This window comes from Paraburkholderia sp. MPAMCS5, from assembly GCF_036016995.1.
Lineage (GTDB): Bacteria > Pseudomonadota > Gammaproteobacteria > Burkholderiales > Burkholderiaceae > Paraburkholderia.
On sequence record NZ_JAYXBK010000013.1, the window covers coordinates 1 to 26,992 of the forward strand.

General features: G+C 56.2%; 25 protein-coding genes. 13 read left to right on the top strand and 12 right to left on the bottom strand.

Annotated features, from left to right (window positions below; all coding sequences use genetic code 11):
- Positions 1-389 precede the first annotated feature (389 nt).
- From VOM14_RS23860 to VOM14_RS23870, 3 genes are all read left to right on the top strand, one after another.
- Positions 390-1,697 carry an MFS transporter gene (locus VOM14_RS23860; protein ID WP_327631225.1) on the top strand — a complete coding sequence of 436 codons (1,308 nt, stop codon included), beginning with the start codon at positions 390-392 and terminating at the stop codon, positions 1,695-1,697.
- A gap of 159 nt (positions 1,698-1,856) precedes the next feature.
- Positions 1,857-2,684 carry a coniferyl-alcohol dehydrogenase gene (locus VOM14_RS23865; protein WP_327631226.1) on the top strand — a complete coding sequence of 276 codons (828 nt, stop codon included), beginning with the start codon at positions 1,857-1,859 and terminating at the stop codon, positions 2,682-2,684.
- Positions 2,681-4,057: an aldehyde dehydrogenase gene (locus VOM14_RS23870; RefSeq protein WP_327631227.1), complete on the top strand. Its 1,377-nt coding sequence runs from the start codon at positions 2,681-2,683 to the stop codon at positions 4,055-4,057. Before VOM14_RS23865 ends, VOM14_RS23870 begins: the two co-directional genes overlap by 4 nt.
- 350 nt (positions 4,058-4,407) lie before the next feature.
- Here VOM14_RS23870 and VOM14_RS23875 read toward each other — a convergent pair whose 3' ends face one another.
- Both VOM14_RS23875 and VOM14_RS23880 read right to left on the bottom strand, forming a co-directional pair.
- Positions 4,408-5,196 carry a class II aldolase/adducin family protein gene (locus VOM14_RS23875; RefSeq protein ID WP_327631228.1) on the bottom strand — a complete coding sequence of 263 codons (789 nt, stop codon included), beginning with the start codon at positions 5,194-5,196 and terminating at the stop codon, positions 4,408-4,410.
- A gap of 471 nt (positions 5,197-5,667) precedes the next feature.
- Positions 5,668-6,795 carry a DUF2817 domain-containing protein gene (locus tag VOM14_RS23880; protein ID WP_327631229.1) on the bottom strand — a complete coding sequence of 376 codons (1,128 nt, stop codon included), beginning with the start codon at positions 6,793-6,795 and terminating at the stop codon, positions 5,668-5,670.
- 396 nt (positions 6,796-7,191) lie between these two features.
- Between VOM14_RS23880 and VOM14_RS23885 the strand changes: the two genes are divergently transcribed.
- Both VOM14_RS23885 and VOM14_RS23890 read left to right on the top strand, forming a co-directional pair.
- The gene (locus VOM14_RS23885) at positions 7,192-8,484 is read left to right on the top strand and encodes an MFS transporter (RefSeq protein ID WP_327631230.1); all 1,293 of its coding nucleotides are present in this window, start codon (positions 7,192-7,194) and stop codon (positions 8,482-8,484) included.
- Positions 8,485-8,576: 92 nt separating this feature from the next.
- Complete coding sequence (locus VOM14_RS23890) at positions 8,577-9,653, top strand: porin (protein ID WP_327631231.1); 1,077 nt, start codon at positions 8,577-8,579, stop codon at positions 9,651-9,653.
- A 211-nt stretch (positions 9,654-9,864) separates the two neighbouring features.
- Here VOM14_RS23890 and VOM14_RS23895 read toward each other — a convergent pair whose 3' ends face one another.
- The 6 genes from VOM14_RS23895 to VOM14_RS23920 form a co-directional block, all read right to left on the bottom strand.
- Positions 9,865-11,331: an NAD-dependent succinate-semialdehyde dehydrogenase gene (locus tag VOM14_RS23895; protein WP_327631370.1), complete on the bottom strand. Its 1,467-nt coding sequence runs from the start codon at positions 11,329-11,331 to the stop codon at positions 9,865-9,867.
- A 209-nt stretch (positions 11,332-11,540) separates the two neighbouring features.
- A complete protein-coding gene (locus VOM14_RS23900; protein WP_327631232.1) occupies positions 11,541-11,729 on the bottom strand; it encodes a hypothetical protein in 189 nt (62 codons plus the stop codon).
- Positions 11,730-11,740: 11 nt separating this feature from the next.
- Positions 11,741-12,334 (bottom strand): 3-phenylpropionate/cinnamic acid dioxygenase subunit beta, encoded by a 594-nt coding sequence (locus VOM14_RS23905; RefSeq protein ID WP_327631233.1) that lies wholly within the window; start codon positions 12,332-12,334, stop codon positions 11,741-11,743.
- A 25-nt stretch (positions 12,335-12,359) separates the two neighbouring features.
- Positions 12,360-13,151: an SDR family NAD(P)-dependent oxidoreductase gene (locus VOM14_RS23910; protein ID WP_327631234.1), complete on the bottom strand. Its 792-nt coding sequence runs from the start codon at positions 13,149-13,151 to the stop codon at positions 12,360-12,362.
- Positions 13,152-13,162: 11 nt separating this feature from the next.
- Positions 13,163-14,515: an aromatic ring-hydroxylating oxygenase subunit alpha gene (locus tag VOM14_RS23915; protein ID WP_327631235.1), complete on the bottom strand. Its 1,353-nt coding sequence runs from the start codon at positions 14,513-14,515 to the stop codon at positions 13,163-13,165.
- Positions 14,516-14,556: 41 nt separating this feature from the next.
- On the bottom strand, positions 14,557-15,552 hold the full coding sequence (locus VOM14_RS23920) for a 2Fe-2S iron-sulfur cluster binding domain-containing protein (protein WP_327631236.1): 996 nt from the start codon (positions 15,550-15,552) through the stop codon (positions 14,557-14,559).
- Positions 15,553-15,926: 374 nt separating this feature from the next.
- Between VOM14_RS23920 and VOM14_RS23925 the strand changes: the two genes are divergently transcribed.
- Positions 15,927-16,721 (top strand): IclR family transcriptional regulator, encoded by a 795-nt coding sequence (locus VOM14_RS23925; protein ID WP_327631237.1) that lies wholly within the window; start codon positions 15,927-15,929, stop codon positions 16,719-16,721.
- Positions 16,722-17,298: 577 nt separating this feature from the next.
- Here the strand turns inward: VOM14_RS23925 and hpaR are convergent.
- Positions 17,299-17,736, bottom strand: coding sequence for a homoprotocatechuate degradation operon regulator HpaR (hpaR, locus tag VOM14_RS23930; protein ID WP_327631238.1), 438 nt, complete (start codon positions 17,734-17,736; stop codon positions 17,299-17,301).
- 173 nt (positions 17,737-17,909) lie between these two features.
- Here hpaR and VOM14_RS23935 point away from each other — a divergent pair, with 173 nt between their 5' ends.
- From VOM14_RS23935 to hpaI, 7 genes are read left to right on the top strand one after another with little or no spacing between them, the layout of a single operon-like run.
- Positions 17,910-18,674 (top strand): fumarylacetoacetate hydrolase family protein, encoded by a 765-nt coding sequence (locus tag VOM14_RS23935; protein WP_327631239.1) that lies wholly within the window; start codon positions 17,910-17,912, stop codon positions 18,672-18,674.
- Positions 18,674-19,432 carry a fumarylacetoacetate hydrolase family protein gene (locus tag VOM14_RS23940; RefSeq protein WP_327631240.1) on the top strand — a complete coding sequence of 253 codons (759 nt, stop codon included), beginning with the start codon at positions 18,674-18,676 and terminating at the stop codon, positions 19,430-19,432. Before VOM14_RS23935 ends, VOM14_RS23940 begins: the two co-directional genes overlap by 1 nt.
- A gap of 17 nt (positions 19,433-19,449) precedes the next feature.
- Positions 19,450-20,907, top strand: coding sequence for a 5-carboxymethyl-2-hydroxymuconate semialdehyde dehydrogenase (hpaE, locus tag VOM14_RS23945; protein ID WP_327631241.1), 1,458 nt, complete (start codon positions 19,450-19,452; stop codon positions 20,905-20,907).
- A 33-nt stretch (positions 20,908-20,940) separates the two neighbouring features.
- Complete coding sequence (gene hpaD, locus VOM14_RS23950; RefSeq protein ID WP_327631242.1) at positions 20,941-21,804, top strand: 3,4-dihydroxyphenylacetate 2,3-dioxygenase; 864 nt, start codon at positions 20,941-20,943, stop codon at positions 21,802-21,804.
- A 14-nt stretch (positions 21,805-21,818) separates the two neighbouring features.
- Entirely contained in the window at positions 21,819-22,223 is a 405-nt protein-coding gene (locus tag VOM14_RS23955; protein ID WP_327631243.1) for a 5-carboxymethyl-2-hydroxymuconate Delta-isomerase, read from the top strand.
- A 10-nt stretch (positions 22,224-22,233) separates the two neighbouring features.
- Entirely contained in the window at positions 22,234-23,037 is an 804-nt protein-coding gene (gene hpaH / locus VOM14_RS23960) for a 2-oxo-hept-4-ene-1,7-dioate hydratase (RefSeq protein ID WP_327631244.1), read from the top strand.
- Between the two features lie 6 nt (positions 23,038-23,043).
- Positions 23,044-23,850, top strand: coding sequence for a 4-hydroxy-2-oxoheptanedioate aldolase (gene hpaI, locus VOM14_RS23965; RefSeq protein WP_327631245.1), 807 nt, complete (start codon positions 23,044-23,046; stop codon positions 23,848-23,850).
- 591 nt (positions 23,851-24,441) lie between these two features.
- On the opposite strand, the gene VOM14_RS23970 is transcribed toward hpaI, so the two are convergent.
- From VOM14_RS23970 to VOM14_RS23980, 3 genes are read right to left on the bottom strand one after another with little or no spacing between them, the layout of a single operon-like run.
- Positions 24,442-25,659, bottom strand: a complete 1,218-nt coding sequence (locus tag VOM14_RS23970; RefSeq protein WP_327631246.1) for a pyridoxal phosphate-dependent aminotransferase — start codon at positions 25,657-25,659, stop codon at positions 24,442-24,444.
- Positions 25,659-26,321 (bottom strand): RraA family protein, encoded by a 663-nt coding sequence (locus VOM14_RS23975; RefSeq protein ID WP_327631247.1) that lies wholly within the window; start codon positions 26,319-26,321, stop codon positions 25,659-25,661. Before VOM14_RS23975 ends, VOM14_RS23970 begins: the two co-directional genes overlap by 1 nt.
- On the bottom strand, positions 26,318-26,986 hold the full coding sequence (locus VOM14_RS23980; protein ID WP_327631248.1) for an RraA family protein: 669 nt from the start codon (positions 26,984-26,986) through the stop codon (positions 26,318-26,320). Before VOM14_RS23980 ends, VOM14_RS23975 begins: the two co-directional genes overlap by 4 nt.
- Positions 26,987-26,992 lie beyond the last annotated feature (6 nt).

Sequence of the window (26,992 nt, forward strand, 5' to 3'; positions counted from 1 at the left end):
ACCACTTCATCATCAACCCGATCGTTGTCCGCCATCGTGTACACGTCTCCATCACGTTTTTGATGGACACGATGCTCCTATGCGCAGACCACAGCTTCAACGTGACTTCACCGGACCCTTACGTTGCGAGATGCGTTCCTGTTCGCCGGGGCACCTACTAAATGACTGATGCGGTCGGACTCAAAGTGTCCGCCTTGCGGACACACGTAAACCCCAGCATGACAGTCCCAATCTGTCATCCGATACTTCTAATTGTGATACTTGTGTCCGCATAGCGGACAACAAATACGCTAGGCGCTCCGCGTCAGATGAAGATAAGTCGCACCGCACTGGCTTTCCACGGCAATGCTCTGAGTTTGCGATTCACCAAAAAAACCTATGGAGACACAATGAACTTGAACAGTGACGCCGCTGTAGCAGAAGCCAGCTCGGAGTCTCTGACATTTGCTCAATGGCGGATGCTCATCCTCGCGAGTCTTGGCGGGGCGCTCGAGTTCTACGACTTCATCATCTACGGGATTTTTGCGCAGTACATTGGTTCTGCGTTCTTTCCTATGGCGGACCCGGTTGTCGCTCTCGTACTTTCTTTCGCCGTGTTCGCAATCGGCTACCTTTCAAGACCGCTCGGCGGTCTCATCCTTAGTCATTTTGGCGACCGTTTCGGGCGCAAGCCTGTATTCATCATTTCCGTCATGGTGGTATCGCTCTCCACTTTGGCTATGGGTTTCATTCCAACGTATGCCACATGGGGAGTTTTTTCGACAGCGCTCATGATTTCGCTACGGCTTGTGCAAGGTTTCTGCCTTGGCGGAGAAATGCCAGGATCCATCACATACGTTGTCGAAACCGTCCCTCACCGTGCGGGATTTGCGTGCGCCTTCGTGTTTTTCTTCGTGAACCTTGGGGTTATTTTTGGCACGGTTGCCAATCTCGTGGTGCAACATGCGATGAGCTCGGCCGAGCTATCAACTTATGGATGGCGCCTTCCCTTCATCGCCGGCGGAATCTTCGGGCTTTGCAGTTTCTGGATGAGACGAAAACTCGAAGAGACGCGCGAGTTTTCGCAAATGAAACATACAGCCGCCAAACACCCACTGAGGGAAGTACTTCGAGAACATGGTAAGCCGGTCTTGATCGCGATCGGCGCCACCACCGCCGTTGCTGGTTACAACGGTCTGATGTTCGCCCATATGCCCGCGCATCTGGCAAGAGTTCTCCAATATGACGCCAGGCAGGCAGCCCTGGCTGAGAATGTCGCGCTTGTCGTTCTGTCGGCAGGCATTCTGTTTTGGGGATACATGAGCGACCGAATGCCACGACGGTTCATCCTCGGTACGGGAGCGCTTCTGATGGTGTTGTTCAGCTATCCGTTCTATCTCGCGCTGTCGAGCCACTCCATCAACCTCACGGTTCTCCTGTCACTGGCCGCATTGGCAGGCGGCTTCACCAGTGGGACGTTCGCAAGCGCGATTGCTGACCTCTTTCCAACGCGCGTGCGCTTCTCTGGCGTAGCAGTGACCTACAACATCGGTTTCACTATATTTAGCGGCACTGCCCCGTTGATCGCTACTTCATTGATCAAGCTAACTGGCAACAACGCCGCGCCATCCGCGTTCATGGCGTTCTGCGCGACCTTGACTGTCATCGCGGTGTTTTTTCTCAAACGCTTTTCGGGAAAGGTCGTCAACGAGAATTAAACACGCTCTATTGACGCACACACCTGAGCTGATCACCCGCGCAAGAATTGGCGCCAGACATTCCTGAAGTTGCTCCTTAGCGAGAAGCTCCATTTATCAGGAAAATTAACTGATACCGCTTGCGTACAAATCAATTGCAATCACGAAAGGAGAAAAAGGATGTCATTACTGGATTTTTCGGATCAGACCATTGTTGTGACCGGCGCCACGTCCGGCATTGGCCGACGGACTGCACAACTCCTTATCGAAAATGGCGCCAATCTGATCGCACTTGATCGGGACGAGCCCGACTTTCCAGTTTTCCGCTTCGTGCGTGCCGATCTGTCTGATCCTGAGAGCATCGCTCGCGCCGTCGGCAGTCTTAAGAGCATCGTCATCAACGGTCTTGCGAACATAGCTGGTGTTCCCGGCACCCTCCCCGACGAAGTCGTATGGCGAGTGAACTATCTTGGTCTGAAAGCAATCACAGCCGGTCTTGTTCCACAGATGCCAAAAGGTTCGTCGATCGTGAATCTTGCCAGCATGGCTGGGTCCGCATGGCGGGAGCGGGCTGCCGCTCTGTGCGAACTTACCTCGATCGACGACTGGGATGAAGCAGAAGCCTGGATCAAAGCTCATCCGGAAATGAGTGACCAGGCATATCGAAAATTCAAGGAAGCCGTGGTCGTCTGGACGCTCGGAACGGCGAACGCGCTGGAGCGCCGCACTGGTATCCGGATGAATTGCGTCAGCCCCGGTCCTGTGCAGACTCCAATTCTTGAAGACTTCCGTAAGTCGATGGGCGAAGCGCACGTCGCTGACATCATCCATAGAACTGGGCGCGCAGCGACCCCGGACGATATTGCGCCGGTCGTCCTGTTCCTATTGAGCAAGGCGTCCGGTTGGATTGTAGGAGCGGACATCCCGACTGAAGGCGGTCTTACATCGTCACGATTCGCCGATACGGTTAAGAGCTACAGCGACCAGAACGCACGGAGCGAAGTATGAGAGCAATTACTTTCCCTGAGTCGCCTGCGTTTGAAGTTAAAAGCCCTATCACCGGTCAAACCGTAACTACTGCCACAGCTGCAACCGTTGACGATGTTTGCACTGTTGCCGCAGCCGCAGCGAAGGCGTTTCCGTCCTGGTCGAAGACTTCGCCCAAAGACCGACGCAGTGTGTTGCTGAAAGCAGCCGCGGTTATGGAAAACTATTCAGATCGACTGATAGATTGCATGGTTGCGGAGACGGGAACATCAGTCACCTGGGCGCAGTTCAACGTACGAGGAGCAATAGGTGCATTAAACGAAGCAGCAGCTCTGACGACCCAGATCAGGGGAGAAACGATCCCGTCTGATGTCCCTGGCTGTTTCGCCATGACCATCCGGACGCCCGTGGGCGTAGTGCTCGGTATCGCTCCGTGGAATGCGCCACTTCTGCTCGGCCTACGCGCTGTTTTGATGCCCATCGCGTGCGGAAATACCGCAATTCTAAAGGCATCGGAGGCATGCCCTGGTAGTCATTGGCTCATCGGGGAGGTATTGCGCGAGGCAGGACTGCCTGCCGACGTGGTCCGGATTGTGACGAACCGTCCAGAGGACGCCGCGCTGACGGTTGAGACTTTGATCGCGCATCCGGCTGTGCGCCGCGTGAACTTCACCGGATCGACAAAAGTCGGACGCATCATCGGATCCCTCGCTGGCAAATATCTTAAGCCTGCAGTGCTTGAGCTCGGCGGAAAATCACCAATCGTCGTCCTTGAAGATGCTGATCTCGAGAAAGCTACTGCTGCGACCAGCTTCGGCGCCTACATGAATCAGGGACAAATCTGCATGTCGACCGAGCGGGTTATTGTGGACGCGAAAATTGCCGATCGCTTCGCGGAACTCCTTGTGCTGAAAGCGGCAAACCTCTCGCAGGAAGGCGGTCTCATCAGTTGCTACGCGGCTGTACATGTTGAAGCAATGGTGCAGGACGCCATCAACAAGGGAGCGAAGTTGCTCACCCCGCTCCAGCGCGACGGGACTCGCCTCCGACCCGTGGTCCTTGATCATGTTGCTCCAGGAATGGACATCTATGATCAGGAGTCTTTTGGTCCAGTCGCGCCCATCGTTCGAGTCAATAACGCCGAGGAAGCTATTCGCGTCGCAAATGACACTGAATATGGCCTCGCTGGCGCTGTGTTCGGCCGAGATCTTGCCCGCACGCTTGACGTGGCCCAGCGCATTGAGACAGGGATATGCCACATTAACTCACCCACAGTGAAGAGTGAATCGCAATTGCCCTTTGGCGGGGTGAAGGCAAGCGGCTATGGTCGATTTGGCGGGAATGCTGCCATTCACGAGTTTACCGAACTCAGAACCCTCACTATTCAGGTGTGATGGTTCACGGCTGGTGCTCGCGCCGTTAAGATCATCCAAATTCAGCTAAAGGAAGGCTCGCATCGCGTTGCTGGTGACATGCCACCGACGCATGCGAAGCCCGCAAGACGAGATAACCGGCCATTCGGCCGTCGGTCGATCGCAGGTATGAAGAAAGCTAAACCAACAGAGAAGACCTGCCGGGACGACTGAGATCGCTGAGCATCTTCCTGTGCTGGCCTCACCGGACAGGAAGGGCACGTTGATGGGTAGTTTGCCATGTACGGACCGGCCGGCATCTTCTTTGGTAAGTCCCCGCACAGCGACCTTCTCGCCACGACGGCTCGATACTGAATAACGTCTGGTGAAAGTTAGCTAAAGCTGATCGCCGCTTTGCGCACCATCGCGTCGAAAATCATCCGGTTAACCGAGGCACGGCCGCCGACCCGGGTCGCGGGAACTGCACGAAGGATTGACTCACTAATAGATCGGTTTGGGCCGTGACCAGCGTCGGATGCAAGTTGTATCTCACAGGCTCGCTGAAGGGTCCACAGTCTGTTAAATGCCGTAGGGAGATCAGCCGCCATGGCAAGAATTCCATGGTTGCGAAGAATTACGTGGTTTCTGGTACCGATCGATGCAACAAGTCGCGGCTGCTCGCTCAAGTCTGTCGTGACGCCTTCGTAATCATGGTACGCAACGTCGTCAAAAAGCATGGCACTGTAAAAGTTGTCGTGGCGAAGGCCTTCTTCCTTGCACGAGACTGCGCAGCCCGCTGTCGTATGCATATGCATAATGCAATGAGCATCCTCGCGCGCTGCGTGCAGAGCGGAATGGATGACAAAGCCTGCCTTGTTCACCGCGTAATCAGATTGGCCGATCACTTTGCCGCTGATATCAATCTTGACAAGGTTTTCCGGGGTTACTTCTGAATAGTGCAATCCGAACGGGTTAATCAGGTATTGCGTTGTCTCGCCTTCGGTTCCAGGGACGCGAACGGTGATGTGATTAAAAATCAGCTCCGTCCATCCAAGCCAATCGAAGAGTCGGTAGCATGACGCGAGTTCAACACGCGCTTCTTGTTCGGCAGCCGCATTTGGGTTGACGTCTGCGGCGGTTTCTGCTGCCTGTTCAAGTCGCTGTTCATCGGTCGAATGCATGACTGTCTCCTGCTATCTGGTTCAAAAAAATTAAATCCCGTCGCGACACACGTTATGCGCAAGGGCAGCGAGTGACGGGAGGCAGTTGAGCTCGAAATAGAACCACCTCCATTGGGGTCAAGCCTTTCGACTCACGTCGGCCGATCAAACCGACGTCTCGATTCGAGCGATCGGCCGAATTTCCTGTCAGTCGGTGTAGAGTCGCAAGAAGGTACTCGCACTCAATTCAATTTCGTCCTCGCTGAAACGGCCGAGCAAATACGAACTTCGCAGCCTACTGGTTGCGCCGGCTGTAGCACCGCGGCATAGCACCCAACTCGATCAACTGACCAAAAGCGCGACCGGAAATTGCGCCGCCGGATTCTGCGCAGAAACTGTCCGGCAACTCCGCCTATACCCATCATCTAAAACCTGTTCTCTCAGATGCCGGAACATAATTAACGTGGGGCTCATCACTCTCGCGCCACCGGTTCAGGTGGTCATGCCGACCGCGCATTGCAAAAAAACCATCCTCGCCTGACCCAACACACTTCCCTTCCAGTCATCTGACTCGCAGTAGAAGGCGCTGCGTACCAAGGCAGCCACTCCCGCGCTCTGCGACGGCGTGGGCGCTCGTTGCCGGCGCAGCCACGCATCGGCGACGAGACTATCGATTACCTGGTCGTAAGGCACTGTGCCGAATTCGAGACCGAGGATTGCGGCGCGAGCAGACGGGCAAACTTCGTAAATTAACTTGATGACGGAGCCAGACACCCCGCCTGACACAGAGCGACCGCTCGAAGTGTCGACAACATCGCTCCCCCAGAGCATTCTGGCGAACCCAACATCTTCCTGCCGTCCGGGAAAGATCTTCTCCGCATGTCCATAAGGACCCAAACCGGTATGGATGTCGATCCACGCGACATCCATCGAGCCGCCCGCATATCGGCACAAAACTTCCCGAACGACGTTAATGCTCCACGAGGATGCAGTTCCGCCATAAAAAAGCCCATCCGGATAGCTGTATTGGCCGCCACTCAGCTTTTTCCACAACATCGCCAGACCACCGTTTTTTTCACAGTAAGCGGCGAGCTTGTTGGCTTCGTCGTGCGTGCGGGGCCAGCTCTCGCCGACAAGCAGGCGTTCCAGCCGCTGGTAATCGGCATCATCCCTGTCCACTAGAGGAAACTGCACCCCGTTGCGGTTCAGGTCGATGTTGTCTTCGTTGGTACGGTGCATCCACGAGAAACCATAGGGGTTCACTGCGTGGACAAGCAAAAGACCTCCGGAACCCTGTTCGAAACGATCCAGCAGTTGCCTGTCACGCAGCAACGCCGTTTGACATGCGCTTCCGCAGTATCCTTCGGCGCCATGCGTACCCGATGTGACGATCGTCAGTCGCGAAGGGTTGTCCGGACCGATGTAGACAACATCGATCGCAAGCTCCTCTCCCTCGATCCCACGTAACTCCGGGTGAATGTCAGCGACCACATTCGCACCGATCAGATGCGCTGCAGACCTGAACTTTCCTCTCGCCTCTGCATAAGTACGGCTAAAACAATCTGCAACTGAAAATGCCGTCGATGTCATCCCTTGCTCGCCGCTCGTAGTTTCATCCAAGCCAAGATTTCCCGCGGCCGATCCAACTTCTTTTATGGGCCGCCACACTCGTTCGCTTGATGGATTTAAATCTCATTTTATTGATAAAAAACGAGTTCGGTCAATCGATAGTAACGAGATATAGGTAACGATTCAACACGGCGGCCCGTCTCGTCCTCAACTACAGCCTATCTGCGACGATGCCCCTCCGAAGCAAGAACATGTCCATCATACGAATTTTATTCTCGTAAACCAGACGTGACAGCCGAAGCGGCAAGCCCGATACTCACCTATAAAATGAGACGTGCGTCTGCCTGATGGACAATATCGAACCACGGTAAGACACGAGTGAGCGACGCAGACATACGAACGACGCCCCCTACCCACATACGCGTGCTGAACGCATAGGAAGAATAGATGGAGACACTCCGCACCGGCGCCGCCGCAAACGCGTGCACCGACACCGCTAGCATCACGGAGACAAAGCCGCCTGCTTACCGTTGGGTGGTTTTATTCGTCGTCTGGATAGCATTTCTTCTCAGCTACGTCGATCGCGTAGCATGGAGCACAGTTGCCGCGCCCGTGGGACATTCTCTTGGTATTTCAGTCGCCCTTCTGGGCGCCTTCGTCACTGCCTTTTACGTCGGCTACGTATTGGCTAACATAACCGGTGGACTGATCACCGACACCATCGGCGGAAAGCGAACTCTAGTCTGGGCAATGATTCCTCTCGGCATTGCCACGTTTGGATTCAGTTTCACGCGTAACCTGACTGTAGGCTTCGCTGTACAGTTCGTGATGGGCATCGCGGCCGGTGCAGACTATTCGGCAGGGGTGAAGATCATCACTGCATGGTTTGGGAAGGATCGGGGACGAGCCATCGGTCTTTACTCTACCGCTACTTCGCTCGCGCTTGTGATAGCAAACGCGATCGTCCCGAGCCTGGCAACCGCCTTCAGTTGGCAGACTGCATTCCGGGCACTCGGAGCAGTCACGTTCGCATGGGCTATTGTCTGCGTTCTTCTGCTGCGCGACAGCCCCCTCAAAGCGCTATCGGTCCGCATTTCGCGGCGGGAAATCGGCGAACTGGTTAAGAACCGCAACTTGGTGCTGCTTGCGTTTGCAGGCTGCGGAGCGTTGTGGGCTACTGTTGGTTTTGGTGCATGGGGCAACGCATTGATGACCAAACAGTATGGCATTGCTCCGGTCGTTGCTGGCTCGATATCGGCGCTTTTTGGGGTCGGCGCCGTCATAGCAAAACCCCTCCTAGGCTGGGGTTCCGACCTACTGCGCGGTCGCACGAAGTTGCTCGCGATCGGAGTGCTCCTTTGCTTCTCGGCCATGCTGCTCGTGTTTGCACAGTGTTCGACCGTGTTGCAGTTTTATCTGGTTGCTCCGTTCCTCGGAGCGGTTGCTTTCGGCTATACCCCTGTACTCATCGCGCAGGTGACACAGGCATCCGGTGTCAAATTTGCGGGGGCGGCAGCTGGCCTCACGAATGCGGTATGGCAATCCGGCAGCGCCATTGCTCCAATCGCCGTAGGTCAGGTCTACGCCTCTACGCATTCGTTCTTTATGGCTCTTCTAACACTCGCCGTCGGCCCTGTCTGCGGCGCAGTGCTTCTGATTTTCGTAAACCTCCGCAAAGCGCCGGCCATTAACGACTCGACGATGAGGAGTGATTCCACCCCTGCGGTAGCTAGCAACTGATTGCTTTCCTGCTGTGGCAAACGATCCTGCGCCACAGCACAGCCTTCCTTTTGAAGGCGTCACTTCTACTTATAAAAAAACAGGAGACATCCATGAAATCGATCAGAACGTCTATTTTGCTTCAATCAATGCTCGCCACGGCAAGTGTTATCGCTACTGCAGCACACGCACAATCTAGCGTCACGCTCTACGGAATCATTGACGGAGGTATCTCCTACATTACCAATGCGGCTCATGTAGATGGCAAGAATCGCTCCGCAATTCAAATGCTTTCTGGTGGCCAGGCGGCGGACCGATTTGGATTTAAGGGCGTCGAAGATCTTGGCGGTGGCTACAAGGCAATTTTCACGCTTGAGAGCGGGTTCAGCGTAGCAAACGGGACACTTCAGCAGGGAGGGCGCCTCTTCGGGCGTCAGGCATTTGTCGGCATCCAGTCGCCTTATGGCACCTTGACTTTGGGTCGGCAAAAGACAGTCCTTTATGACTATTTCTATCCGTTGGATCCGCTTTCCTACTACAGTTGGTCTCTTGCTACCCAAGACACGCAATTTGCCAATCGCGCCGACAACTCGGCCAAGTACTTCGTCAATCTCGGCCCCTTTACAGTCGACGCGTTGTTTAGCACGGGCTACGACGCGACGATTGTGAACGGCAGTCAGGTACCAGGTGAGTTCCGCGTCGGCCAGGAAGCTAGCCTGGGAACATCATTTGCCACGGGATCGTTTCTGGTAGCCGTCGCCTACGATATGCGGCGTGGAACGTCTGTGGAAACCCAGAGTAATAAGGAGCAGCGACTTGCGGTAGGTGCCTCATACCAGGTTGCCAACGGACTTAAACTGTTCGCGGGATACAAGTGGTTCAACAGTTCCGTTCCGGCAACGGCCGCACGCTCGGACATGTACTTCGGGGGCATGCAATATCGCTTCACTCCGGCTTTTTCCCTGGCTGCCGCAACGTACTACACAGACATCACCACTGCGGGTCAACATCCGATCGATTTCGGTGTCAATGCCGCCTACTCGCTCTCCAAGCGAACGAGCCTTTATGCCGAAATCAATTATGTGAAAAACAATAACGGCTCAAACCTCGGCGTCGCTGGATTCGGTTCTGGAATCGTCGCCGGAGCAAACCAGACTGGCGTGGCGATTGGCATCAATCACCTGTTCTAGAATGGGGATCGCGGGGGGAAAAGGCCCGTCGACTGCCGCCGCACGCTCTACCGCACGAACAACCGCAGCAATCCCTAAACGGGAAAGACGATCGATGCCGCTACCCATTCGATCAGCTATGAGCGTCTTTCTGCCAGGAGACTATTAGCCAACGGCGAGTAGCGCGGCACCCCAATAGAATCGGGATAAAACCGCGCTTACTCAACTGCAATTAGAGGCCGCCCACGCACCAGTATTTAACTACCATGTAGTCATCCATCCCGTAGTGCGAACCCTCACGACCGACTCCAGACTGTTTTACGCCGCCAAACGGTGCAACTTCGTTTGAGATCAATCCGGTGTTTATTCCGACCATGCCGTATTCGAGTGACTCTGCAACCCGCCAGACGCGAGCGAGGTCCCGGCTGAAAAAATATGCAGCGAGCCCATACTCCGTGTCGTTGGCAAAAGCGACGACCTCTTCGTCGGAGGTAAAGCGGAACAGGGGCGCGAGGGGTCCGAAGGTTTCTTCGTTCGCGACTGCCATTTCCTTTGTTACATCCCTGAGCACGGTCGGCTCGAAGAAGCGCCCACCTTTCTCATGACGGTGGCCACCCACGACAACTTGCGCGCCTTTTTCTACCGCGTCCTTGATGTGAGCCTCTATCTTCTTGACTGCGTCTTCATTGATCAACGGACCTTGCGTTGTTCCCTCTGTCAATCCATTGCCAACCCTGAGATCCCTCACAGCCGCGCACAGCTTCGTGGAAAACTCTTCATAGACATTTTCATGCACGTAAAAGCGGTTGGTACATACGCATGTCTGTCCGCTGTTTCGATACTTCGAGGCGATCGCCCCTGCCACTGCCGCATCAATGTCGGCATCTTCGAACACAATGAAAGGAGCGTTGCCGCCCAGTTCCAGCGACATCTTTTTCAACGTGGAAGCACTTTGACTCGCGAGTAATCGACCCACAGCTGTCGATCCCGTGAATGAGACCTTTCTGACCAGGGGATTGCTTGTCAACTCAGCACCGATCTTTTTCGGGTCGCCGGTCACCACATTGAAAACGCCGGCCGGAATACCGGCACGCTCTCCAAGCACCGCGAGCGCGAGAGCAGTAAGAGGTGTCGCTTCTGCTGGCTTGACAACCATGGTGCACCCGGCTGCCAGCGCGGGCGCGGCCTTACGCGTGATCATCGCGGCAGGGAAGTTCCAGGGTGTAATAGCGGCGCACACACCGACCGGTTCCTTCGTTACCAGGATGCGCTTGTCGCTCGCTGGTGTGGGAATCGTATCCCCATACACGCGTTTCGCTTCCTCAGCGAACCACTCCAGAAAGGATGCCGCATATTGGATCTCTCCACGTGCCTCTGCGATCGGCTTCCCCTGCTCACTCGTCAGGATCACAGCAAGGTCGTCGATATTCGAAAGCAGAAGGTCGTGCCACTTCCTGAGCACCGCACCTCGTTCACGCGCCGTGCGCTGCTTCCAGATCGGCCACGCATTATGCGCGGCAAGGACGGCTTGCTTGGTTTCTGCCTCCCCCATCAGAGGAACCGCACCAATCACTGCATCCGTTGCGGGGTCGCTCACGTCAAAGCTTTCATTTGCGAACGCATTGACCCATTTTCCATTGATGAAAGCTTGTGTCCGAATAAGCGTCGGGTCTTTGAGAAGGTGGGATATGGATGACATAGTTATGTGGCCGCGCGCCTGCGCAACAAAGAGAGTCGCCTTCGACTTGAACGTCAAGGCTGATCGAGGAAGGGATGGAGACAACAGCAGCGGGTCGATACGTCAGTATCGACCCGCCCTTACCACTAAGAATGTTTTCGAGGGATTTACCGGCTAACGTTTATAGCGATGCGGCTTTCGTCGTTCAAGAGCTAAGTCGGCTTGCCCGCTCAGGCAAGCCCAACGGCTTCCTCGCAATGACAGAGCTCTTCTGTGCCGACAATCGAGGGAGAGTCAGGTGCTTCCAGATATCGTACCTGTACCCAGATGCCGTCGCCGAGGTTTTCAATCACCTCGGCAAGGACCCCTTCTTTCAGCTTCAGTCGTTGACCAGCCTTGAGATCCATGAAGTTAATCATGATGCTTACCTTTAGAAGAAAATCGTGAGGTTCTTGGCCAACAACACCGTCTGACCGAGATGGATCTCGCGGCGAACCAGTTTCCAGCTATCGCCGACACGGCGAAGTACGTCATGGCGCGAGCCAGCGAAGTAATATTCCTCGTACTCGCAGCGGTTCTGATAGGTAATGAAGCGGCTGGAGACGCTGACTTCCTGCTCGCCTTGCTCATTGTCCCGGATCGCCGTGACTTGCACGTTCGACACGAGGCGGCACAGCCGCGACAACGGCTCTTCCGCCCAATGCACACCGGTCAGAATCTGTTCAGCGCGCTTGGTCAACGTCCACTTACCTTCGTTAAACCAGCTCATATCCTTTTCGATGCGGGTCCGTTCACGCCGCTCATGATCACCAAACTTGACGTTATAGGTCATCGGCATGAAGTAGACGAGATCCTCGGCGAGGGTATCAAGCCACTCACGAAAGCGCCGCTCATCAAGCATTGCGGCTTCGTCGTACAGATGCTCCTCAATCTCGCGCTTGATCTCATAGTACCTGGCATCGCGGACGATCCGCTCTTCCTTGGGCTGCTGTGATGCTTCGACTTCAGTTGCTAGTTCGGTCATTTTGATTGCTCCATCCATGCATTCGTTATTTGCGGCCGAGAGGGCCACCCTGATGGAAGAAGCAGCCGACATCGATCACCGTTCCCGAGATCGTCGCTGCCTCGTCCGATAGAAGAAACGCCACGGCATTTCCAAGATCGTGCCCATCCACCGGCCTACCGGCCACCGTTCCGGAAATGTTCCGACTCTTGAAGAGCGCTTCATCGCCATTGAACCGACCAATGCTCATGCCGGATACGATGCCCCCGCCTCCGGGGATAGCGAGGTTCACACGGATGCGGTCCGCGAAATGGTCGTAAGCCATGGCCATGGTGAGGGCCTGGATTGCGCCCTTGGAACTGGCGTAGGCCGCCATGTTCGGCTTGCCATATCCCGCACCTGAGCCGATGTTGACGATCGATCCCCCACCGGCCTTTGCCATGTGAGGGATCACGTGGCGGCAACACAGGTAGGTTCCACGCACATTGACGGCGAGGATGCGATCGAACATGGCCGGTTCCGTTGTCAAAACAGTTCCGAGAGGCCCGATCGCGGCATTGTTCACAAGCCCGTCGACCGTGCCATGTTTTTGCACCGTGTGCTCGACGACAGCTTGCACCGCGCTTTCATCCGAGACATCCACATCGAGCACGTCAATGGAATCGGACAGACCACTGCTCTCGATTTCAGCGAGGATTGATTCGAATCCTTCGGCCATGCTGGAAACCTGCGCGTTGCGCAGGCCGAAAGCAACGACCTTGTGACCCCGTCGAGCCAGATCGATAGCGATCGTCTGACCCAGTCCGAAGGTACCTCCGGTAACGATAGTGACTGGCATCGCGGATGCCCTTAACCTTGTGCAGCCGTTGCTGCTACATGGTCGCGCTGACCGAGGAGCGTTTCCCAGTCGGCACCGTTCATGTAATCGCGCCAGCGGCGGTAGAACTGACGCGGGTTTTCTTCGCTAACCTGAAGACTGACGTTGCCGGCCACCGGACCTTCGCCAGCAGGTAGTGCTGTACCCAGCGATTGCTGATAGTTGTACGGATAGCGCTTCGCAATGACGCCCCGGCTACCAGCTGTAGCGTAATTCCAGTTTTCCATGTCGTCCTGCTCGGTCATGCCGGCAGGGCCCGAATACCGCATGTAGTACTTGCGCAGGAAGTCCTTCACCTCTTGCGGTGCGGCCTTGTCCACGAGGAAGAAACGCCATGCCTCGGTCGCTTGCGGACCGTGTGGATGCCATACGCAGATGGAACGCGGCTGCTTTCCATGGAAAGATGCGTTCGGGAAGATGGTGCCCACAAACGGAACGAGTCGGGCCTGATCTCCGAGGCGCCGCTGACGCTCCTCGTGACAGTGCCGGAAGTACTCTGCGACAATCGGGTCATTCTTAAAGGTGTCCACGAACGGAGTGTTCTCCGGCATGATCGCACTGTGAACGCCGTGGCCGCTCGGGAAATTCACCCAGACGTGCTTCGCGTACTCAAGCTCGTTATCGCGTCGACCTTTGACACCAGCCTCTGCGCTCGGGCCGATACCAATCAGGTCGACCGAACGATGGCTTACGTTGTGGTATGTATCACCCAGGAAATTCTCCGCCGCAAACTTCCAGTTGCAGGGGATGATCCACTTGTGGACACCCATCAACACTTCAGAACCACCTTCTGAACCGTCGCGACCGTCGAGCGCCAGATCCAGGTGAATACGGGCATCGCCGAGATAGGTAAGAAAGTCAGGCGCATCTTTATCCCAGGTCGCCCAGATCGTGCCCTTGTAATTGTGAATCTTGGCAACTTCGATCAGTGACCAGTCTTCCTTCTGCAGGCACTCCTGGTACAGATTCTTGTACTGGGGAACACCAAAAAGCTTACCTTCAGTCGTGTAGCTCCAGCTGTGGTACGGGCAAGTGAAAAGCTGCGTATTACCGTGATCGTACTGGCACACTTTCATCCCGCGATGGCGGCACGAATTCAGAAACACGTGAATCTGTTGCTTCTTGTCACGCGCGAGAATGACCGACTCGGCGCCCATGCGCGACGTGAAGTAGTCGCCCGGATTCGGGATCTGGCTTTCATGGCCGACGAAGAGCCACGCTCGCGTAAAAACTTTCTCGAGTTCGTCGTCGAACACTGCTTTTTCCGAGAAAATCTCACGGCTGATCATGCCGTGATCTGCGTCGATCATCGAATCGTAATTCATACTGTCACCTTGTGATTTGGAAGTTTGTGATCCAGCTCGCGTTACGCGAACCGCTCGCAGAGTGCATCGCTTTTCCGCAGCCCCGCCTTTGCAATTGCTTCGCGCCCAGCCTCAACCATGGGTGGCGGTCCACAGAGATAAACCTGAGTTTTCGGGTCCACGCCCAACCCCGCAATCAGGTCGGTGCCATAGCCTTCATGGCAACCCGGAGGTGCGTCTTTCTCAGCTGCGTAATGAATTTGCAGTTCGGGAAACTCCGCTTTGATTGCGTCAAGCTCTTGCCGGGCAAAGAGATGGGCGCCACTGCGAACACCAACCAGAAGTTGCGTCGGAGCAGATTCATATCCGCCGTTCCTGATAGCCCGCAACATTGCAAGGAATGGCGCGAGTCCCGTCCCACCAGCAATGAAAAGTCGCGGACGCGCATCCGCTCTCAAAAAGAAACTGCCGCGCGGCGCGCTGACTTCAATTTCGCTTCCCGGCGCCGCACCCGACAGCCAGGTCGAGAACACTCCCCCCTCGACCATCCGGATAAAGAACACGAGGCGAGTTTGTCCGGTTTCATTAGCCATCGAATACGAACGCCACTCCACTTGCCCTTCCGGACGCATACGCACGTACTGGCCCGGCAGGAAGGAGACTGGCTCGGCGACCTCGACTTCCAGACGCATCGTTTCTTCGGCGATCTTTTCCACCGAAACCACCGTTCCCTGCTGGGTCGGCGGCTCGCCCGAGCCGACCTCTGACGACTCATAAGGCAACTCCACGATGGCGGGTTCGTTCACACGTGCCACACAGCAGAGTACTGCGCCATCTTCGCGTTCGTCATCAGGGAGGACGCTGGGATCGTAGTCATCCAGATCAAGTCGACCTGACACGCACTGTCCGGAGCATGTCCCGCACTGACCGTTGGAACAGTCAGTCAGCAGGGTCCAACCGGCCTCCGCCGCCGCGTCCAGCAACTTGCCGCCTGGCTCAACTTCAATTTTTTGTGTGACGCCGTCCGAAAACAGCAAAGTAACGGGGATCTTGCTCATTCTTCACTTCCTTTCTAGATTTCAGACGCTCGTCCATGACCCGACCACAAGTCCAGACCAGGGACATACAAAAGGTACGGAAATGGATTTGGATGGTGCTGACACGCAGCCTGCGGGCTGGCTTGATTGAGCGATCTGACCGCTGACACTTGCTACAAGCGTTCTCAGCGAATTGATCAGGTGACTGACGGTATTTTGCGGGGTTTTCATGAACGTCTCCTTCGTGTCACAGGATGGTACTTGTCCGTCCTGTGATATTTGAGTCCATTCTACGAACTTAAACTTGGATGTCAAGCGGGGTATTGCCTATGTTTGGTGTCCACCAGGCGAACGGGTAAGATGGCGACATTCGCTGAACTCTTCTGTGAGAACCAATGGCTGACGTCGTAGAAAAGGAAAAAGGCGCGGACGGCGTTCGTTCGGTTGAACGGGCGCTGGATATACTGCTGGCCTTCGGAGACAGCGACCGCGACCTTACAGTTGGGGAGTTGTTGAAACGGGTCGACCTCAGCCGCCCCACGTTGTACAGGCTGCTGTACACGCTCGAGCAGAATGGATTTGTAATCGCTGAGGGAGATCCGCAACGCTTCCGGCTTGGACCGGCGGTAGGACGCCTCGCTTGGGCTTGGTCATCCAGCCTCGATGTCGCCGCTCTGGCGCAGCCAGTTCTTCGTTCGATCTGGGAGGAAACAGGCGAGACCGTCGCGCTTTTCGTGCCACAAGGCTCTGTTCGGGTCTGTGTCGCCGAAATGCCTAGTCTTCAGCCGCTTTCGTTCCGCAGGGGCGTGGGATACAGCGAAAAAATCGTCCGCGGCGCTAGCGGTCGTGCGCTTCTCGCTTGGATGAATCCTTCAGTCGAAGCACTCGCTAGCTATTGCGAAGGTCTCGAATTCGAACCCAAAGAGCTTGCGAAAAAACTTGGTTCCGTTCGAAAACTGGGCTACGCAGTAAGCCGTAACGAGCTAATTGCTGGCGCTGTTGCTATTGCTGTGCCATTTTTCGATCACGGCGGAAGCGTCGCCGGTTCGATTGGGGTTTTCGGCCCAAGTGTGCGCATGGATCAGGATCGCATCGAAGAAATTGGGGAGCGGCTCATTGGGCACGCGCAGACTCTCTCACATCTACTCGGCACGCCGACCGAGCGCTCGGATCGCCAGACAGCTGCTTGAATTCTCAACGCTTGATCGACTCCACTCGAGGGAGTCGCGTATTTATCACTGCCGCCGTGATTCAAAATTGGAATCGCGATCACACCGATTCAGAATCTCGCGCGGTGAGAACCCCAGCGTTCCGCCTCCAAACCCGCCAGCCCTTACTGGCGTTTCAATGCCACACTGGGCGATGCAGGGAAACGCTACCTTGCGACACGCACTTTCAGCCCCGCACTCAAGACAATCCGGCCTGAACAAGCTCGGTTGATCCTCATCTTTCGGATCCATCGTCCACGGGGCGCACCCTGGTTGACACTGCCCGACGGGGTCGTCTACCATCAAACCAATGTCCATCTGACGAACCATAGTCCAAAGATCGGACACGCAGAACAATTGTCACTTCGCTGCTTTACATCGGCGATCCATGTTTGGATTGGCAAACAATTCGTGGCTTGAGAGAACAGTCTTGGGAAGATGGTCATGCAAGTCGTGCGTCTGTAGCGGTCGCCTAGTAAGCAACGGATGCGCTTTCTAGACAAGAGCCAATCGAGTGAACGATGCTCCGCACGCATTGCACTATCTCTTTCATACCGAGTTAGCGCACAGGCTCTTTCGTAACCTGTGGCGCTTTGAAGTTCGACTCAAGCCCCTCCAGGAGCTCATCGACAGCGCGATAGACACGCGCAACAGTTGCCGGGCCGACTACCTTTTCTATCTCTTCGTACAGCTTCTCAAGGTCGAGGGAAATCAGATTGACCAGTTCGATGCTCGATTGGGTCAAAGACACAAGCACTCGTCGTTGATCAGTAGTGAAACGTTCTTTGCAGATCAGGTCTACCGCTTCCATTCGCGCAAGGACACCAGCCAGACTCGGGCTCGAAATAGAACAGATGTCGCATATCTGCCTGGGCTCGAGTGGCCCTTCATCGTGTAACGCTCGAATGACACGCCACTGCTGCTCAGTGAGGCCGTGAGCTGTCAACAGGGGCCGGAAGCTCTGCATCATCTTCTCTCTAGCTTGCAGAAGAAGCATCGGAAGATTTCGATGTGACAGCCTGTGTTTCGATCTGGTTTCCATGGGATTCGTGACAGTGGACCTTCGTTGAGCTACAGAGCAAATACAAAAAAATTGGATGAGCGCTTGACGCAAATTCCAAATCGAATAAATAATACTAACATCTTAGTGATCTGACGCAAATCCAAATCATGTTCGCGATATACGACCACCTTATTCATCTGACTACCGATTCTGTTCCGCGTGATGTCACTGCGGAGCAGCTTGATCATTTGACTTCTACCGCCCAAACCTTTCGTTGTCCTTTGCGGAAGACCGTGTACGGCACGTTGCTGAACGATCGCAATGCATTGGAAGCGCTCGGCGATGCTGTGAACGTTCCACCTTACAAGGCTCCGCCCAAGGCGCCGATTCTTTATGTGAAACCAGCGAATACGCTCGTCGGCCACGGCTCACATGTTGAAATTCCCGACGACACCGGCGTCGAGATCGGTGGTTCACTGGGTATCGTGATTGGGCGAACGGCATCAAGGGTCGCACCTGACCACGCTTTTGACTACATCGCCGGCTACACAGTGATTGCGGATCTCTCGATACCTCACGCGAGCGTCTATCGCCCGTCTGTTCGATTTCGCGCTCGCGATGGATTCTGCGTTGTTGGCCCAGCGGTAGTCGCAAAGCGTCATGTGACTGATCCCGACAATCTTTCAATCAGCGTGTCCGGCGACGGCATTTCTGGATCAGAAACCAGCACTTCTACATCGATCAGGAGTGTCGCCCGTCTGATTGCAGACGTCACCGACTTCATGACTCTTGCACCCGGTGATGTGCTCACGCTTGGCGTGCCTTTCGGGTCGCCGGTCTCGCGCGACGGTGGCGATATCAACGTCACAATTGGAAGTCTACCGACGCTGAGTTTTTCGTTGAAACGCACTGCTAAGAAGGGAGAAGTTTGATGATACGCGGCCGCGTTGCATTTTCCGGGGCAATCCATGAAGCGTACCCGGACAGCTTGGGCGTTCGTCTTGCCGATGGGCGCGTCTGTCGCGAAGACGAAGTTGTTTGGCTGTCGCCGCTGGAGACTGGGACTATTTTCGCCCTCGGTCTGAACTACGCAGAGCATGCCAAGGAATTGGCTTTCTCCAAGCAGGACGAACCGCTCGTTTTTCTAAAGGGGCCTGGTTCCGTTGTTGGGCATCGAGGCGTTACGCGTCGTCCTGAAGGCGTTGCATTCATGCACTACGAGTGTGAACTTGCTGTCGTTATTGGTCGCGAAGCGAAGAACATTACTCGCGACAACGCCATGGAGTATGTCGCGGGCTATACCGTTGCAAACGACTACGCCATTCGTGACTACCTTGAGAACTACTACCGCCCCAACCTTCGCGTAAAGAACCGCGACGGCGGAACGGTGCTCGGTCCATGGTTTGTTGACGCCGCTGACGTCGCCGACGTCAACAATCTGGAACTACGCACGCTTGTCAACGGCGAACTCAAACAGCATGGCAACACGCGAGATCTGGTCACTGACATCCCTGCTCTCATCGAGTATCTGAGCAGCTTCATGACGCTATCTGCTGGCGACATCATCCTTACCGGCACACCCGAAGGCGTCGTGAACGTGAATGCCGGCGATGAAGTCGTTTGCGAGATCGAGGGAATCGGCCGCCTCCTCAACACCATTGCATCCGACGCGGACTTCAACCGCGTCTGACCATACAGGAAACCAACATGCGAATCGAACATCTGATCAACGGAAAGACGACTGGCTCCCGCGAGTACTTCGAGACGGTCAATCCCGCAACGCAAGAAGTGCTCGCCGAAGTGGCAAGTGGCACCGCTGATGAAGTTAACGCTGCTGTGCAAGCCGCAAAAGACGCATTTCCGGCGTGGGCCGCGAAGCCGGCAGCCGAGCGGGCGAAGCTGGTTCGGAAACTGGGTGAACTAATCACCAAGAACGTTCCCGAGATCTCGCAGACCGAGACGAAGGATACCGGGCAGACCATCTCACAAACCGGCAAGCAACTGGTTCCGCGGGCAGCCGACAACTTTTCCTATTTTGCTGAGATGTGTGTGCGTGTCGACGGCCACACGTATCCGACCGATTCGCACCTGAACTACACACTGTTTCATCCCGTCGGAGTTTGCGCGCTCATTTCGCCATGGAATGTCCCCTTCATGACGGCAACGTGGAAAACGGCGCCCTGCCTCGCGTTCGGCAACACTGCAGTCCTGAAGATGAGCGAGCTGTCGCCGCTTACAGCTTCGATGCTCGGCAATCTTGCATTGGAAGCTGGCATCCCGGCGGGCGTGCTCAATATTGTGCACGGATACGGTAAGGAAACCGGTGAGCCTCTCGTTGCGCATCCAGATGTGAAGGCCATCTCGTTCACCGGTTCGACGGCTACTGGCAACCGGATCGTTCAGACGGCTGGCCTCAAGAAGTTCTCGATGGAACTCGGTGGCAAGTCTCCTTTCGTCATCTTTGAAGACGCCGATCTCGAACGAGCGCTTGACGCTGCCATCTTCATGATCTTTTCTAACAATGGCGAACGCTGCACAGCAGGGTCGCGCATTCTGGTCCAGAAATCGATCTATGCGAAGTTCGCGGACCGTTTCGTCGAGCGCGCAAAGAAGATTGTCGTCGGCGACCCGTTAAACGAGAAAACAACGGTTGGTCCGATGATCAGTCAGGGACACCTTGCCAAGGTTCGCAGCTACATCGAACTTGGCCCGAAGGAAGGCGCTACGCTTGCGTGCGGCGGTCTCGACGCGCCCTCCTTGCCTGACTCCATGAGCAAGGGCAACTTCGTGACTCCCACAGTCTTCGTTGACGTCGACAACCGTATGCGCATCGCGCAGGAAGAGATCTTCGGACCGGTTGCCTGCCTGATTCCGTTCGAGGACGAAGCAGAGGCAATCCGGCTGTCGAATGACATCTCGTACGGCCTGTCAAGCTACGTCTGGACTGAGAATGCGGGTCGCGCTTTGCGCGTTGCGGCGGCAGTAGAGGCCGGTATGTGCTTCGTGAACAGTCAGAACGTGCGTGATCTGCGTCAGCCGTTTGGCGGCACGAAGGCGTCTGGTGTCGGCCGGGAAGGTGGCACTTGGAGCCACGAGGTGTTTCTCGAACCGAAAAACGTATGCATGTCGCTCGGCTCGCACCATATTCCGCGCTGGGGCGTCTAATTCCACCCGGCCGATAACGCCTCAGGAGCTTATATGGGCAAACTTGCACTTGCAGCGAAGGTGACACACGTTCCATCGCTTTACCTGTCGGAACTCGACGGCCCTCACAAGGGATGCCGGCAGGCGGCCATCGACGGTCACCGTGAAATTGGTCGTCGATGCCGGGAACTCGGCGTCGATACTATTGTTGTTTTTGATGTGCACTGGCTGGTCAACAGTGAATACCATATCAATTGCGCGCCGAAGTTCGAAGGCATCTACACCAGTAACGAGCTTCCGCACTTCATCAACAACATGCAGTACGCGTACCCCGGGAATGTTCAACTCGGGAAGCTCATCGCTAACGCAGCGAACGAGATGGGTATCAAGACGCGTGCACATAGCGAGACCTCGCTAGACCTTGAATACGGCACGCTCGTTCCGATGCGCTACATGAACGCCGATCAGCACTTCAAGACGGTGTCGGTCGCTAGTTGGTGCATGTGGCATGACCTTGAGACCAGTGCCCGGTTCGGACTGGCCGTGCGCAAGGCGATCGAGGAACACTACGACGGGACGGTTGCGATTCTCGCGAGCGGGTCGTTGAGCCATCGCTTTGCACAGAACGGAACAGCCGAGCAGTTCATGCACAAGGTCTGGGATCCGTTTCTTGAGCAGACAGATCGCAATGTAGTGCGTCTTTGGGAAAACGGGGATTGGAAGACTTTCTGCGAAATGCTTCCTCTCTACAACGAAAAATGCTGGGGCGAAGGTGGGATGCATGATACCGCCATGCTCCTCGGCGCATTGGGTTGGGAAGATTACGAAGGGAAGGCTGAGGTAGTCACGCCTTACTTCGGTAGCTCCGGCACGGGCCAGATTAATGCGATCCTGCCGGTCACGCCTCTCCGCGATTGAACAAGGGGAAAGACATGCCACATCTGACTCTTGAATACAGCGCAAATCTCAGTGATGCCTCGAGCATGGACCAACTCTGTCACAAGCTCGCAAAAGTGCTCGTCGCTCAACAGGAGATCGGGAAGCCTGTGTTTCCAATCGGCGGCGTTCGGGTGCGTGCCCTGCGATGTGAACAGTACGCCATTGCCGACGGACGCGCCGATGCCGCGTTCCTTCATGCGAATCTGAAGATTGGAGCGGGCCGCTCAGATTCGGCGAAAAGAGCTGCAGGCGACGCACTATTCGAGACAATCAAGGCGCATTTCAGAAATGAATTCGAAAAAAGCGGGCTTGCACTCTCGCTCGAGATAGGCGAGTTCAGCGAAGCCGGCACATGGAAGCACAACAATCTTCACGCCAGATTGAAGGGCGAAGCCTGAGAGGAATGAGATGCTCGACAACGACACCATAAAAAAGCTTGCCGCACAGCTGGAAGAGGCGGAGAAGACGCGCACGCAACTGCGCCATTTCTCCGCAGCGTATCCACAAATGACGATTGAGGACGGATATGCGATTCAGCGAGAGTGGGTAAAGCTCAAACTCGCGCAGGGACATGTGATCAAAGGCCGGAAGATTGGCCTTACATCGAGGGCGATGCAACGTTCATCCCAGATCACAGAGCCCGACTATGCTCCTCTTCTCGACAGCATGTTTATCGAAAGTGGGCAGGATATTCCCGTCAGCCGATTCATCGCTCCCCGGGTAGAAGTCGAGCTTGCGTTCGTGCTGAACAAAGCGATCAAGGGACCCAATGTCACGATTTTCGACGTCCTCGACGCCACAGCTTACGTGACACCGGCTATCGAGATCATCGATGCTCGAATTGAGCAGTTTGATCGCGAAACGAAAGCACCGCGGAAAGTCTTCGATACGATCTCTGACTTTGCCGCCAATGCCGGCATTGTTGTTGGAGGACGACCGGTTCGGCCGATGGATGTAGATCTCCGCTGGGTAGGCGCTCTCCTCTATAAAAATGGCGCAGTCGAGGAAAGTGGCCTGGCAGCCGCCGTCCTCAACCACCCAGCGACCGGAGTCGCCTGGCTGGCCAACAAAATCGCCCCGTACGATGAAGCTCTTAATGCCGGCGATGTGATACTCAGCGGTTCGTTCACCGCACCGATCGCAGCTCGCGCCGGAGACACTTTCCATGCTGACTATGGTCAGCTTGGAGGGATCGCGCTGAACTTTGTGTGAGGACGTATGGATCTACCTAAAAATTCGTTCAAGGATGCGCTCGCGCGCAACGAGCAACAGTTCGGTCTGTGGGCAGCTTTCGCGGACGCATACGTAACCGAGGCACTCGCGGGAGCCGGGTTCGACTGGCTGCTGATTGACAACGAGCACGCTCCGAACGACGTGCGAAGCACATTGGCGCAGTTACAGGCGGTCGCACCGTATGCATCGCATCCTGTGGTCAGGCCAGTCCGCAGCGACACTGCGTTGATCAAGCAATATCTGGACATCGGCGCGCAGACGCTTTTGCTGCCAATGATCGATACAGCCGAACAGGCCCGTGAAGCGGTTGCCGCAACCCGTTACCCACCCCACGGCGTACGCGGCGTTGGCAGCGCGCTCGCCCGCGCCTCGCGGTTTAACCGCGTAGGCGGATATCTGGAAAACGCTCACCGAGAAATCTGTGTGCTAGTTCAGGTCGAAACAACGACGGGCCTCCAGAATCTCGCGGCGATTGCTGACGTCGACGGAGTCGATGGCGTGTTCTTCGGCCCGTCTGATCTTAGCGCGTCGATGGGCCTGTTAGGAAAGGCTGGCGCCGATGAGGTTCGCTCCAGCATTCGCTCGGGTATCGAAACTGTTCGGCGGGCAGGCAAAGCAGCAGGCGTCCTTGCACCGGATCAGTCAATCGCACGAGAGTACCTGGATGCGGGCGCCACGTTCGTAGCTATCGGAACCGACGTCGGACTGTTGAATGCTGCGGCTTCGGCCCTGCTGTCCGCTTACAGAACGCCTGAACAGCCAACCAAGCTGAAGGACAAAGGCGGATACTAAAAGCAGTTGCGTTCAGACGCCCATGCGCATGGGCGTCTGAACTGGAGCTCGCTAGATCGTGCGTTTGACAAACATGTTTGAGCCAGGAAGCAATTTCTTACGCCCACCTAGGACCATCTCTTTGCACCGAAATCTCGACCGAACAAGGGATCCAACCAATTGTGCAAATGCATTACGAAGGATGTTTTTGCACTTTGTTGAAACCCGCCGCATCTCGTTGCACTTTGTCCGTGAAAGATGAACGCGATTCAGCTCGCATTTTCGGACCGCGCCCGTTCGAGTGATCCGAGCTCCTCGCAGACCGAGTGCGGCCAATAGTTGCCGTTCACTTGTCGTGGAAAGCCGTCATTCGAATAGCCGCTTCACGCTCGGGAGCGGCCAATGGCACACCCCGACCACGCGGAGGATCCGCCCGATCCTTCGGTATATTTGAGTATCCGGGTACATCGAAAGTGGCCGCGCGAATTTCGGCGAATAGGGACGCGATGCGTTTCGCTTGGACGAAAGCGCGGTCCCCCGTGTGCCGCATCACTGCGAGATTGAACGCAAAGCGATCTACTTCAAGCTCAATGTCTGCCGTTTGACGAGGCCTCATCCTGAAAGCGATGAGCAAAACGAGCGAATAGCGCTGCATGCCTCGGTCAGGACGGCATCGTCAAGCGCATAAGCAATCCGGATGTAAGGTCCGAGTCCAAATGCGCTGCCATGGACCGTCGCTACGCCTGCTTCGTCGAGCAGGGCCGTTGCAACATCCTCGTCGCTGCGAAGCACAGTGCCAGCTACAGTGGTCATGCCGATCAGGGCCGAACACGACGCAAAAGCGTAGAATGCGCCGCCCGGTTTCGGGCACGTCAATCCGGGCGCGGCATTGATCAGGTCGACCACCCGGTCGCGCCTGCGTTCGAACGCCCCACGCGATCGGATGATGAAGTCCTGTGGCCCGGTCAGTGCAGCAAGCGCGGCATGTTGCGAGATCGAACTGGCGCCTGAGGTTTGCTGACCCTGCAGCTTTTCCATCGCATCGAGCAGCCAGCGCGGACCTGTTCCGTAGCCTATGCGCCAACCCGTCATCGCATAGGCTTTGGAGACCCCGTTCATGGTGAGCGTACGCGCGGCGAGCCGGGGTTCGACCTGCGCGATCGTGAAGAACGATGCTCCGTCGAAAATGAGATGTTCGTAGATATCGTCCGACAGCACGAGCACATGCGGATGCGCGAGCAGTACTTCTGCCAGCGCCGCGAGTTCTTCTCGCGTATAGACGGCGCCCGTCGGATTCGATGGCGAATTGAGAATGAGCCATCGCGTGCGCGGGGTGATCGCTTTCGAAAGCGCCTGCGGCGTCAGCTTGAATCCGCTCTCGATTCCGCACGACACGACGGCCGCATGTGCGCCGCACAACGCGACCATTTCCGGGTAGCTCACCCAGTACGGCGCGGGCACGATGACTTCATCGCCTTCGTTGAGGGTTGCAGCCAGGGCGTTATAGATGACCTGCTTGCCGCCACTGCACACAATGGTGTCCTGCCAGCCGACGTCCAGTTCATTTTCGCGCTGGAACTTCCCGGCGACTGCTTCGCGCAGGCTGCGCATGCCTGCAACCTGCGTGTAGCGCGTATGGCCGGCCCGGATGGCTTCGATTGCCGCTTCGCGTACGTGCTCGGGCGTCTCGAAGTCCGGCTCGCCTGCGCTCAGCGAGATGATGTGCGCACCGCTCGCACGCCGTGCTGCAGCGCGATCCATCATCCGGTAAGTGGCCGATGGCTGCGCACGCGAGAGATTCACATTGAGCGGGCGAGCAGATGTTTGCATTACACCTTCCTCTGCAACGTGTGATAGCCGAGTGCCGCGCGCGCCTCGCCTAACGTCATACCATCTGCAATGCGCGCGCGGATCTGCGATTCCGTCTCTTCAATCTTGCGTGCCAGCGCCGCAACTTCGTGCGCGCGAGCGCGCGGCACGACGACGACGCCGTTCGCATCCGCAACGACGATGTCCCGTGCGGTCACCCGCGCCGTGCCGATCGAAACGGGTGCATTGATCGATTCCACCTGAACGCGGTCCTTGCCCGTACGCATGAAGCGTCCGCGGCTGAACATCGGGTAGCCGTCGTCTAGCGCTTTGGCTACGTCGCGGCATACGCCGTCGATTACCGTTGCGGCAATTTTTCGCGCGCCCGCATATTGGGTCATGATGTCGCCCCAGACCGTGCAGTCCGTTCGACCGTCGTTATCGATCACGATCACATCGCCTTCGGCCACATCGTCGATGAAATCGCCGACGCTGCCTGGCGGCGTGCTCGCGCTTACGTATTTGACGGTGAAAGCCGGACCAACCACCGTCTTCCGGTAATCATCCAGTGCGGCGATACCCAGACACTGGCCGGGCAGACCGAGCTTGTCCATTGCATCGGAGACGCCCGGCGTGTCCAACCCTTCAAAAAGGGCGACGAGTTCTTTGTCTTCAGCGCTCATTTGGCTTCCTTCACGTGGATAGCTTCGAATTCCTTGTCATGCATGACTTCGGCGACAGAGCGGCCTGCGCGAACGGCCTTCACCATGCCGTCCTGGCGCTTCGCAATGCGTTCACCGAGTTCGACCACTTCTTCAATGCGCGCGGCAGGCACGAACACCGTGCCGCAGCGATCCGCGATCACGTAATCGTCTTCATGCACGACCACGCCCGCGAACGTCACGGGTTTGCCGGAACTGATCTGCGCAACGCGATTGCGTGCACTGATCATCGTGATGCCGCGCCCAAACACGGGATAGCTGATCGACTCGCTGCCTTCGATATCGCGGCTGCATCCGTCGATCACCGAGCCGCGAATCTTTTTCGCGGTCGCTGCGTTGGCGATGATGTCGCCCCAGCAAGAAATGCCCTCGAGTCCGCCCGCGATCACGAGAACGCGATCGTCCGTGCGAATTTCATCGATAACGGGGGTGATGAGATGAACGGACGGCGTCGCATCTGTCTTGGGTCCCAGTTGAATGGTGCTCGCGCGTCCAACGATGCGCGGGCAATCCCAGAGCGGGCGGATGCCGAACGTCGCGCCAGGCAGACCAAGAAAATCGAGTGCGTCGGAAACCGTGTTGGAATCGAGTGAGGCAAGCCTGTCGAGCAAAGTATGGGTCGTCATGGTCTT